Origin of the sequence: Enterobacter sp. LU1, from assembly GCF_008271405.2 — a bacterium.
Lineage (GTDB): Bacteria > Pseudomonadota > Gammaproteobacteria > Enterobacterales > Enterobacteriaceae > Enterobacter > Enterobacter hormaechei_C.
Map to the genome: position 1 here is coordinate 141,271 of NZ_CP043438.2, position 15,590 is coordinate 156,860.

Consider the following 15,590-nt stretch of genomic DNA (forward strand, 5'->3'; position numbering starts at 1 on the left):
CCCTAAAACGGGGTGATGATGTCCTTAATTCACTTTGCGAGGCGTTACGCAAGAACGAAATGCCAGCGTCGAACCCCGAATTTGCCTGTGGCAGCATAATGGCAAACAGAAGGAGGCCGGGCATGGAAGAGACTGAACTGCTGCTACCGCGTGAAAAAATGCTGCGTCATGGCGTCACGTTGTTAAAGGACGACGAGCTGCTGGCGCTCTTTTTACGCACAGGCACGCCGGGGAAAACGGTATTTACGCTGGCGAAAGAACTGATAGACCATTTCGGTTCACTGTATGGATTGCTGACCGCTGAGCTGGAGGCGTTTACGCACGTTGAGGGCATTGGCGTGGCGAAATATGCCCAGCTACGGGGCATTGCCGAGCTGGCCCGGCGATTTTACAACGTGCGTATGGAGGAAGAAGACCCGATCCTCACCCCCGACATGACCCGCGAATTTCTGCAAAGCCAGCTCTCCGATCTGGAGCGGGAGATCTTTATGGTGATCTTTCTCGACAACAAAAACCGGGTACTGAAACATACCCGCCTTTTTTCGGGAACATTGAGTCACGTTGAGGTGCATCCGCGTGAAATTGTGCGGGAAGCGATAAAAGTGAATGCAGCCGGCGTGATCCTCGCGCATAATCACCCCTCTGGCTGTGCAGAACCAAGCAGAGCTGACAAAGCAATTACCGAACGTATTATCAAATGCTGTCAATTCATGGACATTCGTGTGCTGGACCATCTGATAATTGGCCGCGGAGAGTACATTTCTTTTGCCGAACGTGGCTGGATTTAGGCCTTTTCTCGCGATCCATCGGGATCTTTGTCTGTTCGGGACTTGAGCACACCGCCGAGTCAGCGTATACTACGCCACCTTTGAGAATCTCGGGTTTGGCATTTGGGCCTGGCAATCGAGAGTTCAATAGAACTATGCGATGACCGGGCTGTAAAGCCTGACGAGGCGCCGATACCCCATACGAAGCTCGAGCTAATTTGATTTTTGGAGAATAGACATGTCCCGAGTCTGCCAAGTTACTGGCAAGCGTCCGGTGACCGGTAACAACCGTTCCCACGCACTGAACGCGACTAAACGCCGTTTCCTGCCGAACCTGCACTCTCACCGTTTCTGGGTTGAGAGCGAGAAGCGTTTTGTCACCCTGCGCGTATCTGCTAAAGGTATGCGTGTAATCGATAAGAAAGGCATCGATACAGTTCTGTCCGAACTGCGTGCCCGTGGCGAAAAGTACTAAGTACTTAAAGAGGAAATAAATCATGGCTAAAGGTATTCGCGAGAAAATCAAGCTGGTTTCTTCTGCTGGTACAGGTCACTTCTACACCACCACGAAGAACAAACGTACTAAGCCGGAAAAACTGGAACTGAAAAAATTCGATCCAGTTGTACGCCAGCACGTACTGTACAAAGAAGCTAAAATCAAATAATTTTAGTCTCCTTGTATTGAAAAACCCCGCAACTGCGGGGTTTTTTGCATTCTGCATCTCAACGGAGGAACCATGCCTGAATTACCAGAGGTAGAGACCAGCCGCCGCGGCATTGAGCCCCATCTGGTTGGCGCGACTATTCTTCATGCTGTCGTTCGCAACGGGCGTCTGCGCTGGCCGGTGTCCGATGAGATCCACGCGTTAAGCGACAAACCCGTCCTGAGCGTGCAGCGCCGCGCGAAATACCTGCTGCTGGAGCTGCCTGACGGCTGGATCATTATCCATCTGGGCATGTCGGGAAGCCTGCGCATCCTCACCGAAGAGTTGCCTGCGGAAAAGCACGACCACGTTGATCTGGTGATGAGTAACGGCAAAGTGCTGCGTTACACCGACCCGCGTCGCTTTGGCGCATGGCTGTGGACCAAAGAGCTGGAAGGACACAACGTGCTGGCGCATCTCGGACCTGAGCCGCTGTCAGAGGCGTTTAACGCGGATTATCTCAAAGAGAAGTGCGCGAAAAAGAAAACCCCGATTAAACCCTGGCTGATGGATAACAAGCTGGTGGTGGGCGTGGGAAATATCTATGCCAGCGAATCGTTGTTTGCCGCCGGGATCCATCCCGATCGGCTGGCCTCCTCGCTGTCGGCGCAGGAGTGCGAGCTGCTGGTCAGAGTAATTAAAGCGGTACTGCTGCGCTCAATTGAGCAGGGCGGGACGACGCTGAAGGATTTCCTGCAAAGCGACGGGAAGCCGGGCTATTTTGCGCAGGAGTTGCAGGTTTATGGCCGTAAGGGTGAGCCGTGCAGAGCCTGCGGGACGCCGATTATTGCCACGAAGCACGCTCAGCGCGCCACGTTTTACTGCCGTCAGTGCCAGAAGTAGGGTTACTTTAGCTTTTCCATCAACGCCTGGTGGACGTTAACCGGCAGGAAGTGGGTAACGTCCCCGTGATGGCGCGCCACCTCTTTCACCAGTGAGGAAGAGATGAAGGACCACTCTTTGGAGGGCATCAGGAATACGCTCTCCAGCTCCGGCATCAGATGGCGGTTCATGTGTGCCAGCTGCATCTCATATTCGAAGTCTGCTACCGCGCGAAGACCGCGGATCAGGATATTGGCCTGCCGGTCACGGGCAAAGTTTGCCATCAAGTCGCTGAATCCGACGACCTCAACATTCGACAGATGCGAAATTGCATCGGTGGCAAGCTGCACGCGTTCGTTCAGGTCGAACATCGGCTTTTTGCTCGGGCTGGCGGCAATGGCCAGAATCACCTTGTCGAACATACACGCCGCACGGGTGATGATATCAAGATGACCGTTAGTGATCGGATCGAAGGTACCCGGATAAATCGCTTTTGTGCTCATGGCTCACGTTTTCTCTGAGTAGCCGCGGTTCAGCGCCCACAGCTCGGTGTATTTGTTGAAAGTATACTGGGCATTCACTACGGCCAGTAACCAGCCCTGTTTGCCGTCCAGCACGCCGCCACGCAGCAGCAGCGTTTTCAGAAACGCGCCCAGCGTGTGGGTGAAGATGCCGGTCAGCGTGGCCTTCTTGCCGCGCGCATGCCGCTCCTGCGCCCAGGCGGTGGCATAGTTCAGCTGTTTACGCTGGAAGCTGGCGAAATCGCGGCAGGTCAGATGAAGCAGATCGCCCGTCAGGGGGATGACCTGAGCGCCATCGCAGGCCAGAGATTCATGGACCAGGTTGTCGTTGTACTGATAACGCTCGCGCGCATAGAGGCGCATCACGCGGTCGGGGTACCAGCCGCTGTGGCGCATAAAGCGGCCCAGGAAATAGTTACGACGCGCGATACTGTAGACCGCGCCGGGCTGTGGCGCGGCAAGCACCGTTTGAATGGCCTGTCGGAGTTCCGGGGTGACGCGCTCATCGGTATCGATCATCAACACGTAATCGCCCGTGGCGTAACCCTGCGCACGCTGGCGCTGAATACCGTAGCCCTGCCAGTCGGTGTCGGTAAAGACTTTTGCCCCGGCTGCACGGGCAACGTCCGCCGTGTTGTCCGTACTTCCGGAGTCGAGAATGACGATTTCGTCAGCCCAGGCAACAGAGGCCAGGCAATCCGGAAGCAGGTCGGCGGCGTTTTTGGCGATCATCACGACCGACAGACGCGTTGACATTAGTGGCTCCGCTGCGGCAGGTAAGGTTGCAGAAGTTGCAGCAGACGGGTCAGCGCCCCCTGGTTCTGATGCAGGACTTCAACGGCGTGACGACCGTACCACAGGCGGTAATCTTCGTCAGTCAGAAGGGTAGAGACCTCTTTGACCACCGAATCCGCGTCGGTCACGGTGATTAAGCCATCGGCTTGCTGCAATTTCGCGCAGATATCTTTGAAGTTAAACGTGTGTGGCCCCATCAGCACGGGAATGGCGTGGGCTGCCGGCTCCAGCGGGTTATGACCACCGCGCTCCACCAGGCTTCCGCCAACGAAAGCAAGATCGGCGATCCCGTACAGCAGCATCAGTTCGCCCATCGTATCGCCAATCACCACCTGCGTGCTGCCAGAGGGGATTTCGCCGCTGCTGCGCAGGGTGAAGCTGAAACCGCCTTTTTGCACCATCTCGCGGGCATCTTTAAAACGCTCAGGATGGCGAGGAACCAGAATCAGAAGTAAATCAGGGAATTTTTCCAGCAGCTGGCGGTGAGCCTGAAGAATAATGGCTTCTTCGCCGTCATGGGTGCTGGTGGCAATCCAGACCTGGCGACGCGGCGCCCACTGACGACGCAGTGTTACCGCACGGGCGGCGAGTTCAGGGGTGACGGAAATATCGAACTTCAGGCTACCCGTGACCGCAAGCTGGTTGCGCTTCAGGCCGAGGGCGATAAAGCGCGCGGCATCTTCTTCGTTCTGCGCGGCGATCAGCGTGATTTTGCTGAGGAGGCGACGCATAAATTTACCCAGCTTGCCGTACCCTTTCGCCGAGCGTTCCGACAGACGCGCGTTGGCGATAACCAAAGGAATTTTACGGGCATGCAGGGCGGAAATCATATTCGGCCACAGTTCGGTTTCCATGACGATCACCAGTTTAGGGCGCACGGTATTCAGGAAACGGTTCATGGCGCAGGGGAGATCGTACGGCAGGTAGACGTGATGCACGTCTTTACCGAAGGCAGACATCACGCGCTCTGAGCCGGTTGGCGTCATCGTGGTGACGGTGATGGGCAGTGACGGATAACGGTGGCGCAGGGCACGCACCAGTGGAATGGCGGCCAGCGTTTCCCCGACTGACACGGAATGCAGCAGAATACCGTCCGGCGCCACTTTATTGCGGCAGTAGCCATAACGTTCGGCCCAGCGTTTACGGTACGCAGGCGCTTTACGGCTACGAAGCAACAGTCGCAGCCACACCAGTGGCTGAATGATGTAGAGCAGGGCGGTATACAACAATTCCAAGCGATTATCCGTTTTTTTAGTTTCGGCCGGGAAATTCTAAGCATTTAAGCGTGCTAAAGCTATCTCTTATGCCAGATACCGTTTTAAACGGAAGTAGCGCCGGCCCAGGCGCCAGCGCAAACGCGGGCTTTTGGCACTTTTCCAGATGAGCTTCCAGATCCCGGTGTCGAAGAACTCTTTGATTATCATTGATTTCTTCGCCTCATCCTTCATGTTGTCGAAGGTATGAATAATTCCCAGACCCTCTTTAGCGATTTGCCAGTAACAGGCCGGGATATTTTTCACTTTATCCGGGTAGCGCTGGTTAATGGCATCAAGCATCTTCAGGATCTTCATATAATGGCGCGCAGAGCGAATCAGCGTGTCGTCATTATCCGGGGTGTGCGATACCGAGGCGGAGTGAATGTAGTAGTCGTAAAAGCGTTCGCTGGTGTACTGAACGCGTTCTGCGGCAAGCAGCACCTCAGTCGTCCACGGGATATCCTGATGGCGCAGGCCAGGCTCGAAACGGAAGCCGTGCTGACGAATAAAATCGTGACGATAGATATTCAGCCAGGTCACATGCAGGAACTTACGTGAATCCAGCGCCTTTTTTAACCATGCCGCGCCATTCATGACGCCCGTTGAGGCGAGCTTATCTTCAGGGAAAATAGGGCTAGACGGTTTTTTGTTATTTTCCCAGACGTAGTTGCCATTGCAGGTGGCGACATCCAGATTCTGCGTGACGGCCATATCCAGCAGGCGCTGGTACATGCCGGGTTTGAAGACATCATCAATATCCGGGAAAGAGAGATATTGGCCGGTCGCAACGGCCAGGCCAGTATTACGCGCGATGGACACGCCCTGATTAGGTTGTTCAATAACCTGCATCTGTGGCAGCTGTTCGCGCCATTTTTCGACAATCTGCATCGAGCGGTCAGTGGAACCGTCATTCACGATGATGACTTCCATACTGTCGATGTGTTGATTTACAAGGCAGGTAAAGAACTGATCGAGAAAAGCTTCACCGTTATAAACGGCCACCACCACGCTTAATAAAGGCGCTGAATTTTGCATATGAAACCTGATTATTTTTGGTTGTCGACCAAAGCAATGTATTGCTGGCAAATGGCGTTGATACCGAACGATGCGATCGTTTCGCGATCAACAACGGGCGGAGAGGCATACAGTTCTGCCAGTGTTTTCGCCAGTGATTCGTCGGTTAACGCTGTCAGACCACGCGCCAGGGGGCCAGTAAGGATCTCAGCAGGGCCGCCAGGGCAGTTTGTACTCACCGGTGGGGTCTGACAGATAATGGACTCTACCAGTACATTACCAAAACCTTCGCAGTCGGAACTTAACACTAAAAGGCGTGCCCCTTTGATCCACGGGTAGGGGTTGGTTTCGAACGGGCGGAAGACGATCTTGTTTTCAATTCCCAGCTTAGCGGCAAGCTGTTTGAGCTGATTTATTTTCGCGTCAGAACCTTTGCCCATCAACACCAGCGATGCGTCGATCTTGCTCAGCGCAAACGCCCGCAGCAGCCTGTCGTGACGTTTGTGTTCATGAAAACGGCCAACATGGATAATGTAATCCTGCCCCTGCATCTCAAAGGGCGCTTCCGCCAGACGCTGAATTTCAGGGATATCAAAGGGGTTATGGATAACCGCTTTGCGCCGCAGGGGGATCGCGAGGACTTCAGACAGATCGTGCAGCACGGCGCCGGATACCGCCACCACGTTGCGGTTTTCATAGGTATGACGAATTTTATAATGCTTAAACCAGCGAGAAAGCCCGCTGCGATGGCGCAAATAGGAGAAGGAGAACATCCCGTGTACGCAGAACCAGACTTTATCCCGAGCCAGCACGCGGCTGTGCGCCACGATACGGTCGGTTTTATGCAGATGTGAGAAGACGACATCAAATTTACCGCTGCGTTCTGCCTGCTCGATGGCGCGATCCAGCAAACGGGCGCGACGCGGGATCTCGGTCAGCTTCCGCCAGGGTTTTTTACAGGTATCCTGCACAATCTGAAAATCGAAGCCTTCCGGAATGGCGTAGTCGCACACCTTCCGTAAGGAGAAAAGGGTGACCTGATGCCCCAGTTCTGTCAGTCCGCTGGAGAGGGTGAGAACCGTTTTTTCGGCTCCTCCACCGGGTAAACCATCAATAATCATTAGGATGCGCATTATTAATCCAGTAATTTTTGATAAAGCGAAATAAGCTGACTTGATAGTTTTTCAGGGGTTGCTTCTCTGACGCGTTCACGCGCCGCAAGCCCCATATTGTTATTTTTTTCCAGTGAAGGGATGGACATGACGGCCTCCTTCAATGTGTGGATATCAAGTGCATCACAGTAAAACCCGTTCTGGCCTTGCTCAATAAATTCTGAACCACCGCAACTCTCTGACGTAATGACGGGCAATCCACAGGCCATTGCTTCAAGTATGACGTTAGGGAAAGGATCATACAGCGTCGGCAGCAGTAAGCCATCAGAAAGCTGATAAAATGGCAGCGTCTCTTTTTGCATCCCCAGGAAACGGATTTGCCCCTCACAGCCTAATGAACGGGCGAGGTCGCGATAACGGCTTTCCGCTTTATCCTGACCGACCACAACCAGCCACGCCGAGGTTCCTGCTATAGCCCGAATAGCGCTTGCCAGCCCCTTGCGTTCAAACCCTGAACCCACGAAGCAGAAAATGACGGCATCAGCGGGTAAGCCAAATTGCTGACGCAGTACAGCGCGTTGTCTCTCTTCTGCCGGAACGAAGCGGCTGGAATCTATTGAATTATAAATCACATGTATCTTTTTTGCGTCAATATCAAAGTCTTCGACGATTTCGCGCTTGATCATCTCCGCATTACAGATAACGGCTTTCAACTCGGGAGCCTGGTACATTTCACGTTCTGCGTGCATCACGTAGCGGTGATAGCGATCGTGCATAAGCAGCTTCGCGCGCCAGGCGGGAAGAATACGCGTACGCTGTAGCAGCCAGCGTCGATGTACACCATCCCCGGCGCGGTAAATATCGCAGCCCGGAATACGTTCGTGGCTCTGGACAATATCAAACTGCTGTTGCTGCCACAGCGCGCGTGCGGCGTGTGCAAAGCCGCGCTCACGGCTGATGCGGCCCCACTTTCGGGGATCGCAAATATGAATATGCCAGTCGTCCTGCTTTTCGCCCTGCCACTCGCGGGTGATGACGTTGAGCTCAAGATTTTGATTGCTCAGCGCGGTAAGTGCCCTGGAGACAAAACGTTCTGCTCCCCCATCCGGACGATATTTTTGGCGCACAATGGCCAGACGATGAAGCTTCATTGCAGGTATCTCCTTGCGGCGGAGACGACAGTATCAACGGGGATGGCGTCGAGATAACGTTCCGTCGTTTTTGTATCAATGGCGTCAGGGTTGGGAAGCGGGCCGTAGTTACCTGCCCAGATGACCTCTCCGTTAACCTGCCATGGCGACCAGAACGTCAATTTTGACGGGCCAAACAGCGCCACGCAGGGCGTCTGAAGAGCGGCGGCCATGTGCATGGGTACGGAGTCAACGCCAATGAACAGGATCGCGTGATCGATTAGCGAGGCCAGCTGGCGCAGGGTTAACTGCCCTGCCAGCGATACAACACCCGTCTGCGGGGAGGCGGCAAGAATGCGGTCAATCATCGCCAGCTCTTTCTTATCCGGTCCCGCCGTGAGGACGATAGTGTGGCCGTCCTGCTGCAACGCGGCGATAGTTTGCGCCATTTTGCCTTCATCCCAGCACTTAAAGAACCAGCGTGAAGTGGGTTGAATAACGATGTAGCGGTCTCCCACGCCCTTTTGCGACAGCTTTTGGTGAGCATGGCGCCAGTCATCCACGCTGTAAGCCATGGTCACGGTAGGGTTGGCCATTACCGGCAGCGCTGACAGTATGGAGAGATTTTGTTCAACGGTGTGCAACGACTGATGGCTGGCGACCGAGACCAGTTCACTGTGACAAAAACGCCAGAAGGCGTTATTGCGCTTGTTAAAGGCGAACCCGAGCCGAACCGGTGCGCCGGTGAAGCGGGTAACAATCGCGCTGCGCCACTGATCGGCAAGATTGATCACCAGATGATAATGCTGAGCGCGTAAAGCACGAAGCAACTGCCACTCTTTTTGCAGGTGCTTCAGCGTCCCCAGCTGCTTCCATTTACGATCGATACCATAGATCGTCCCGATTGCCGGATGCGCGGCGAGCATGTCTCGCGTCTCTTCATAGAGAAGCACGTCGATTTGAGCTTCAGGCCATTTCTGGCGTAATGAATTGATGACGGGGGTGGTGAGTAACATGTCGCCATGATGGCGAAGTTTGATCAGTAAAATGCGCAAATCAGGCGTGTCAGGTAAGTTATTCATCATCATCTTATCGGCGTTGTACTATTGGCAATTCTAATAGACCTGGTAACGACTTGCACTCTTTCTCCATAATGTCAGGAATTTCCCTGGAAGGGTTTACTCCTGCTTTCGGGCGTGCGTAACATAGCGCTAACTATTTTGTCTTGCGGGCTCATTATGAAAAAACCAGCGTTTATCATCACGATCGATACCGAAGGGGATAATCTCTGGCAGAACCACCGGGTGATCAAAACGGAAAACGCGCGCTACCTGGCGCGGTTTCAGGCGCTTTGTGAACGCTTCGGCTTTAAGCCCGTCTGGCTGACCAACTACGAGATGGCAGTCGAACCGGTATTCATTGAGTTCGCGAAAGAGGTCATAGCCCGCGGCCAGGGTGAGGTGGGAATGCATCTCCATGCCTGGAATAGCCCTCCGGAACACGATCTGACCGGTGATGACTGGCGCTGGCAGCCTTATCTGATTGAGTTTTCAGACGAGGTCATGCGTGAGAAAGTGCTCTTCATGACCCGCTTACTGGAAGAGACTTTCCAGACAAAAATGCTCAGCCATCGCGCCGGGCGCTGGGCATTCGACAGCCGTTACGCCCAGTTGCTGATTGAGCTGGGGTATCAGGTAGATTGTTCCGTTACGCCGCGCGTGAACTGGCGTAACGCGAAAGGTGCCCCGCAGGGTAATGGCGGAACGAATTACCAGCATTTTCCCGATCGTGCCTACTTTTTGGACGTAGACGACATTTCCCGGCCGGGAAACAGCCCTCTCCTCGAAGTGCCGATGAGCATCCAGTATAAACACCCGGCATGGCTGAATTCCCTGAAGCAGGGTTATGATCGTCTGCGCGGTAAATACCGTTCTCCGTCAGTTAACTGGTTACGTCCGTCCGGAGGAAATGCGGCGGAGATGATTAAGGTTGCGCAGCAGTGCCTGGCTCAGGGGAATGACTACGTGGAGTTTATGCTGCATTCGTCGGAATTTATGCCTGGCGGGAGCCCTACTTTTAAAGACGAGGCCGCGATTGAGGGGCTGTATCAGGATCTGGAGCAGCTCTTTACCTGGTTATCAGATAAGACCGTGGGGATGACGCTGGCGGAGTTTTACCAGTACAAAAAATAGTTATGCCCGCCAGGCGGGCATATTTGTTATTGCTGTTTTGTTTGTGAGAAAGGTGTACTTAGCGCAAACAAAATCATAAAGAAGATTAAGGCTTCTGAACTGAGCAGTATGACATCCGTCAGTCCATACAAAAGCAAAAGAAGCATCGACGTCAGCAGCAGTGCGTTTCTGTTTCGTAGGGCATACACAATCATCGAAACGAAGAAAAAGAGCATTACCGCTACGCCGGGGATCCCCTGCAAAGAGTATTTCTCAATAAATTCATTATGCAGGTGGACTTTGATGTATTCGAGTGCACTGCCAAGGTGAGGATGGCCGTCTTTAATGTAGTGTCGGGTCCACGCTTCACGCTCTTCCAGCGATTGCCCTAACGGATGGGCAAGACCATTCTCGATCCCGATAGTCCACATCGAAAAACGTGCGCCGAGTGAGGTGCGGTCAAAACCTTGTTGATAACGTTCAACCTCACGTTGGGTTTGTTGTATTTTTGGCGAAATCAATGGCTTGTAGCTAACGATTACAACGCCTGCAACAATGCATAAAAAGATGAGGGCTGATTTAAGATGAATCTTTCTGAAATGATAAAGCGTGAGCACAATCGCCAGAAGCAGATATAAACCCATCGCAGCGCGGGTCCCCGTCAACAGTATGACGAAGTAAGAGATTAATATAGTGAAGCCCGCAACAACATACAGCTTCACGTTCTGTTGAAGGTAAAGACTGTATACGAAAGCCAGTGACAGGACAGAATAAACATAAGCTGAAACGGTGGCACGGTTAATTGCCATCTCAACGCGAGTCATACCTTGCGAGGCCTGCCACAAGCCATACCCTGTGGCGAGCACAAACCCCAGGGCCGTTGCGAAGAAGAAGAATTTCCTGAAGGTATCCTTATCGATATAAAACTTAAAGCGGTCGATATAGAAAATCAGGACACTCGCTAAAATTAACTTTTTGCTGGCACCGAGGTAGTCGCTGTAAAGGTTGAGGCCCTCGTTATGATACTCATAGAGTAAGTACCAGCCGAGGTTAAGTAACCCAATCAGCAGAATGGGCAGTGCTATAGTAAAAGGTCGCAGAGTGATTTTTTTATATTCGAAAGCCAGGCCAATAATACTGACGTAAATAGCGATATAGAAAAATTCTCTTTGCTTCCCAGAACTGACTAAAGCCAATATCAAGGAGATGAGGCTTAAAGCGATCGTCAGTTGATATAGCCGTGGTTTTATTTTTTCCATAACGCCTCAATAACCCTTTTTTTGTAGCTAAAACGAACATCGGTGGACAGGAAAAAAGACAATGTATACATGGTCTTTACGCGTTGTTTCACGAGCTGCAATTGTTGGTCTGTCAGACAGGACCGATGGTTGCTGTAAATATCAAACCAGTGGCAATTGACGAGATGTTTGTAGCGTGACGGAAATGTTCTTTCCATCTGTAACGTGCATTCGACAAGCGTTGAAATTTTGCTGGCGTCCAGACTGCTCGACAAACTGTCGCGACGCTTGATGTAATAATAATGCCCCTGGCGCTGATAGGCTATTTTACTCGATTGCATCAACATTCCCGGGAAGACAGCGAAATCCTCATAACATAACATCGGAGGTATGGGATTTTTCTCGTAAAGACTACGATGAATAAACTGGCCAATGAGATGTGCCTGAAAGTCTTTATGACGTAAGAAACGAGCAATTGCTTCATGTTGTGACAATGGCACAGGATTAAATCCCTGCCAGTCTGAAGTCATTCTCCGGGGATCGCGAATCTCAAGCAAACGTGTCAGTAACATATCCGGACGTTGCGCTTTCAGGTAGGCCATTGCGTCCCTGAGGCTGCCCGGCTTTAAGCAATCGTCACTGTCGAGCATCGTAATATACTCACCCGATGCCAGCGCGACAGCGCTGTTTCTTACCCGGCCTACGTTACGAAAGTTCACGGTGCGCGTTATGATCTGAGGAAATTTCGGCGACCACTCTTCAATTATTGCCTGCGTGGCATCCTCAGAACTGTCATTGAAAATAATGACTTCAGTATCCTGATCGGTTGCTGCCAGCAGGCTTGAAAGCGTGGCGTGCAGCGTAGCTTCAGCGTTATGCGCAGCAATAATGACGCTTAAAAAAGCCATAAAAATTAGTTTCCTTGAGCGTCGGTAGCGCTAGCCAGTGAGCGGGCTTTTGGTAATGTACGGATAAACTGCTGAAGATCGTGTAACGCGGAGTCAGTGACAGAGAATAGCGCTTCCCGCTCTTGCGGGAAGTAATAGCGCGTTTCAAACACATAAGAACAAATGTTATCGTCATTCCCGATCAGCATCACATTGCCAAGCGGACGCTGTTCATAGTGACAACACGGTCCAAACAGCAGGACCACCGGCACGCCGACGGCGTCTGCGATGTAGACATTCCCCGAGTCAGACGCGATATAGCAGTCCATCTTAGAAATGGCCCAGGGAAGCTCTTCCAGCGAAATTTTGCCAATAAGATTGATAAAATTGGGGATGTCACCGTAAAGACGGGTGATATCGTCCATCCACGACTGTTCGTTTGGCGCGCCGAAGACATAAAACTCGCAGGGTAAATCAGCGAGTTGATCAACAATCCGCTTCCAGATAACCGGAGGGACGGTTTTGGCTTTATTGCCCGCCGCAATACTGATGCCGATGCGGATAACGCCAGGTTTATCAAGAATGGCCGGCCAGGTCGTCGGCTTGAAGAGTGGCTTTGTGGCGTGCTTGGGAGAGTCTTGCCACGTGAGCGAGCGGTCGGCCAGTTTCAGGTAGTTCGTCACCGAAAGCGTTTTTTTGCCATGCTCAACGGTGCCGTCGGCTGCGAGATAGAAAATCCCGTGATACCACCTGCGCGTGTAAATGCTTAAAAACTGTTTGTTTTTGGCATTGCAGACGGCGGCAAAAAAGAGGTTCACGCTGTTGGGCTGTAGCAGGTAGACGTTGTCGTAGCGGTTCATGATCCTGCACGCGAAGCACAGTTTACGCCACAGGTTGCGCTTATGCTGCTCAATAAAATAGATCTGCTCAATAGTCTCATCATGCTTCGCCAGCGCGCCAACGCTGCGACTGATCAACACATCGCTTTTTTGCAGATATGCCAGAAGAGGCGTCGCATTAATAAAGTCACCGATTTTGGCTGTCTGAATGACAAGGTTCTTGCCCGTGTCCTTTCGAAACAGCTTCCGGATGAGTTTCACCGGAAAGAGTAAAATCAGCAGAAATACATAACTCATGGGTTAAATATCCCTGTTGGAAAGCCGATGGCTGCCCTGTAAAAATGAAAAAATAGCATCTGCGCTAATATCCTTCGTTTGTTGCGTAGGGCTGACCATCTGATGCTGGTTTTTACCGTAACCCCCGATCAACCCCGGATCGGTCGGGCCGAAAATCGTGATATTAGGACGATCCAGTGCGGCGGTTAAATGGCTTAACCCTGTATCCACAGAAACGACGGCGTTAGCGCCCGCCAGCTGTGCGGCAACCTGCGCCAGCGTGAGTTTGGGTAACACCTCGACGTGGGAAAAACCTGCTGCCAGACGTTCCGCTCGCTGCCGCTCATGTTCAGCGCCCCACGGGAGTTTAATATGGATACCGCAAGGTTGCATTAGTTCAATCAGCCTTCTCCAGTGCGTTTCCGGCCAGTGCTTATCGTCGCGCGTTGTGGCATGCAGGAAGACCAGATAGGGCGCGCTATCCTTGTCCGTTTCGCGCAGAAAATGCTGTGCGATGGCGTAGTCACCCTGGAGGTCGGGTTTTGCATAGCCGAGACTCTTAGCGAACAGCTCACGGGTACGTTCCACGGCGTGCTGCTGCTTCGCAATATGGTGGCGACGGTTATAGAACAGGCTCGCCAGCGGTTCGCGGGCGGTTTGCCAGTCCATGCCGTGCTTTACGCCGTGCGCCAGACGCGTGACCAGCGCGGCGCTTTTCACTAGCCCCTGGGCGTCGACGATCGCGTCGTAACGCCGGGCCTGCACCGCTTCGCGGAAGGCTTTGCGTTCGGCTTTAATCGGTGCGGAGAACCACGCTTTGCGCCAGCGGCGAATGGCCACCGGGATCACGCGATCAACCGCTTCATGCCAGGTGGGGATCTGCGCGAAGCCTTCTTCCACCACCCAGTCAAAACGGATGCCGGGAATGGCCCGCATGGCGTCCGTCAGCGACGGCAGCGTATGCAGAACATCACCCATTGAGGAGGTTTTAACGATCAATACCCGCATCCGTTATCCTTCTTCACTCAACAGCAGTGCGTTGAGTTCTTCGAGAACACGCTGCGGGGTAATGTCGATCAGGCTCTGATGGTAACCTTCTGCGGCATCGCCTTTGCGCACCTTGTGGTAGCCGGTGATCAAACGGATCACGCGCGCCTTGTGCGACAGCGGCGGCGTAAAGTCCGGGCTGCTTGGGCCATACAGCGCGACCAAGGGACGATCCAGCGCGGCGGCGACGTGCATCAGGCCAGAGTCGTTACTGACCACGGCCTTACAGGCGGCAATCAGGATAACCGCCTGCTCGAGTTGCGTTTCCCCGGCCAGGTTGCGGCACCATGCCTGTTGCTCGGTGCTCAGCGTGGCGAGAATTTCATTGCCCGCCTCATGATCTTTCGCCGAGCCAAACAGCACAATCTGATAGCCTTCGTCGATAAGCTGTTTCGCCAGCTCTGCATAGTGATAGTGCGGCCAGCGTTTTGCCGGACCGAATTCTGCGCCAGGGCAAAACCCAATCATCGGGCGTTCGGACGAAATGCCAAATGCGTTGCAGGTGTGGGATTTCTCCCCATCGCTTACCTGGAGCTGCGGCCACAGCAGCGGCTGCGGCAGATCTTTCGCGCTGCGCATCACGCCTTTGTCGTAGGCCAGCGCCACGTAGCGCTCCACCATCAGCGGCCAGGCCTCTTTATCCAGCACCCGGGCGTCGTTCAGCAGGCCGTAGCGCATTTCACCGCGCCAGCCGGTACGGTGCGGGATGCCCGCAAAGAAGGGCACAAGGGCGGATTTGAAGGAGTTAGGCAGCACGTACGCGCGGTCATAGCGTTTCTCGCGCAGGCTGTGGCCGAGTTTGCGGCGTTCACCGATTTCCAGCGCCCCGTGTCCGAGCGGCATCGGGATCGCCTCGTTCACTTCCGGCATACGCGATAACAGCGGACGGCACCATGCGGGTGCCATCACGTCGATTATCGCCTGGGGATAACGCGCCTTGAGCGTGCGATAGAGACTTTGCGACATCATCATGTCGCCCACCCATGACGGGCCGATCACCAGAATTTTCAT

17 protein-coding genes are annotated in these 15,590 nt (G+C 53.3%); 5 read left to right on the plus strand and 12 right to left on the minus strand.

Annotated features, from left to right (window positions below):
* Positions 1-122 precede the first annotated feature (122 nt).
* The 4 genes from radC to mutM all read left to right on the plus strand — a co-directional run bounded on the left by radC (position 123) and on the right by mutM (position 2,314).
* Positions 123-788, plus strand: coding sequence for a DNA repair protein RadC (gene radC, locus FZF21_RS00670; RefSeq protein ID WP_006812419.1), 666 nt, complete (start codon positions 123-125; stop codon positions 786-788).
* Positions 789-1,005: 217 nt separating this feature from the next.
* A complete protein-coding gene (gene rpmB / locus FZF21_RS00675) occupies positions 1,006-1,242 on the plus strand; it encodes a 50S ribosomal protein L28 (protein ID WP_002436699.1) in 237 nt (78 codons plus the stop codon).
* Between the two features lie 22 nt (positions 1,243-1,264).
* The gene (gene rpmG / locus FZF21_RS00680; RefSeq protein WP_003024094.1) at positions 1,265-1,432 is read left to right on the plus strand and encodes a 50S ribosomal protein L33; all 168 of its coding nucleotides are present in this window, start codon (positions 1,265-1,267) and stop codon (positions 1,430-1,432) included.
* A gap of 72 nt (positions 1,433-1,504) precedes the next feature.
* Positions 1,505-2,314, plus strand: a complete 810-nt coding sequence (mutM, locus tag FZF21_RS00685; RefSeq protein ID WP_003860879.1) for a bifunctional DNA-formamidopyrimidine glycosylase/DNA-(apurinic or apyrimidinic site) lyase — start codon at positions 1,505-1,507, stop codon at positions 2,312-2,314.
* A 2-nt stretch (positions 2,315-2,316) separates the two neighbouring features.
* Here the strand turns inward: mutM and coaD are convergent, their stop codons facing one another.
* The 7 genes from coaD to rfaQ all read right to left on the minus strand — a co-directional run bounded on the left by coaD (position 2,317) and on the right by rfaQ (position 9,209).
* Positions 2,317-2,796, minus strand: coding sequence for a pantetheine-phosphate adenylyltransferase (gene coaD / locus FZF21_RS00690; RefSeq protein ID WP_015570040.1), 480 nt, complete (start codon positions 2,794-2,796; stop codon positions 2,317-2,319).
* A gap of 3 nt (positions 2,797-2,799) precedes the next feature.
* Complete coding sequence (locus tag FZF21_RS00695) at positions 2,800-3,570, minus strand: glycosyltransferase family 2 protein (protein ID WP_023315166.1); 771 nt, start codon at positions 3,568-3,570, stop codon at positions 2,800-2,802.
* Positions 3,570-4,844, minus strand: coding sequence for a lipid IV(A) 3-deoxy-D-manno-octulosonic acid transferase (waaA, locus tag FZF21_RS00700; protein WP_003860874.1), 1,275 nt, complete (start codon positions 4,842-4,844; stop codon positions 3,570-3,572). The genes FZF21_RS00695 and waaA overlap by 1 nt, the downstream gene beginning before the upstream one ends.
* 66 nt (positions 4,845-4,910) lie before the next feature.
* Positions 4,911-5,900, minus strand: coding sequence for a glycosyltransferase (locus FZF21_RS00705; protein ID WP_047737341.1), 990 nt, complete (start codon positions 5,898-5,900; stop codon positions 4,911-4,913).
* Positions 5,901-5,911: 11 nt separating this feature from the next.
* Positions 5,912-7,012, minus strand: a complete 1,101-nt coding sequence (locus FZF21_RS00710; RefSeq protein WP_047737344.1) for a glycosyltransferase — start codon at positions 7,010-7,012, stop codon at positions 5,912-5,914.
* A gap of 2 nt (positions 7,013-7,014) precedes the next feature.
* The gene (locus FZF21_RS00715) at positions 7,015-8,142 is read right to left on the minus strand and encodes a glycosyltransferase family 4 protein (protein ID WP_015570036.1); all 1,128 of its coding nucleotides are present in this window, start codon (positions 8,140-8,142) and stop codon (positions 7,015-7,017) included.
* On the minus strand, positions 8,139-9,209 hold the full coding sequence (gene rfaQ, locus FZF21_RS00720; RefSeq protein ID WP_074145782.1) for a putative lipopolysaccharide heptosyltransferase III: 1,071 nt from the start codon (positions 9,207-9,209) through the stop codon (positions 8,139-8,141). Before rfaQ ends, FZF21_RS00715 begins: the two co-directional genes overlap by 4 nt.
* Before the next feature lie 150 nt (positions 9,210-9,359).
* Between rfaQ and FZF21_RS00725 the strand changes: the two genes are divergently transcribed.
* A complete protein-coding gene (locus FZF21_RS00725) occupies positions 9,360-10,313 on the plus strand; it encodes a polysaccharide deacetylase family protein (RefSeq protein WP_023302886.1) in 954 nt (317 codons plus the stop codon).
* A 26-nt stretch (positions 10,314-10,339) separates the two neighbouring features.
* Here the strand turns inward: FZF21_RS00725 and FZF21_RS00730 are convergent, their stop codons facing one another.
* From FZF21_RS00730 to rfaF, 5 genes are read right to left on the minus strand one after another with little or no spacing between them, the layout of a single operon-like run.
* Entirely contained in the window at positions 10,340-11,551 is a 1,212-nt protein-coding gene (locus FZF21_RS00730; RefSeq protein ID WP_015570034.1) for an O-antigen ligase family protein, read from the minus strand.
* Positions 11,539-12,438 carry a glycosyltransferase family 2 protein gene (locus tag FZF21_RS00735; protein WP_045338664.1) on the minus strand — a complete coding sequence of 300 codons (900 nt, stop codon included), beginning with the start codon at positions 12,436-12,438 and terminating at the stop codon, positions 11,539-11,541. The genes FZF21_RS00730 and FZF21_RS00735 overlap by 13 nt, the downstream gene beginning before the upstream one ends.
* 5 nt (positions 12,439-12,443) lie before the next feature.
* The gene (locus FZF21_RS00740) at positions 12,444-13,553 is read right to left on the minus strand and encodes a glycosyltransferase family 9 protein (RefSeq protein WP_017693958.1); all 1,110 of its coding nucleotides are present in this window, start codon (positions 13,551-13,553) and stop codon (positions 12,444-12,446) included.
* 3 nt (positions 13,554-13,556) lie between these two features.
* Positions 13,557-14,540, minus strand: a complete 984-nt coding sequence (gene rfaC, locus FZF21_RS00745; protein WP_039269342.1) for a lipopolysaccharide heptosyltransferase RfaC — start codon at positions 14,538-14,540, stop codon at positions 13,557-13,559.
* Positions 14,541-14,543: 3 nt separating this feature from the next.
* Entirely contained in the window at positions 14,544-15,590 is a 1,047-nt protein-coding gene (gene rfaF, locus FZF21_RS00750) for an ADP-heptose--LPS heptosyltransferase RfaF (protein WP_015570031.1), read from the minus strand.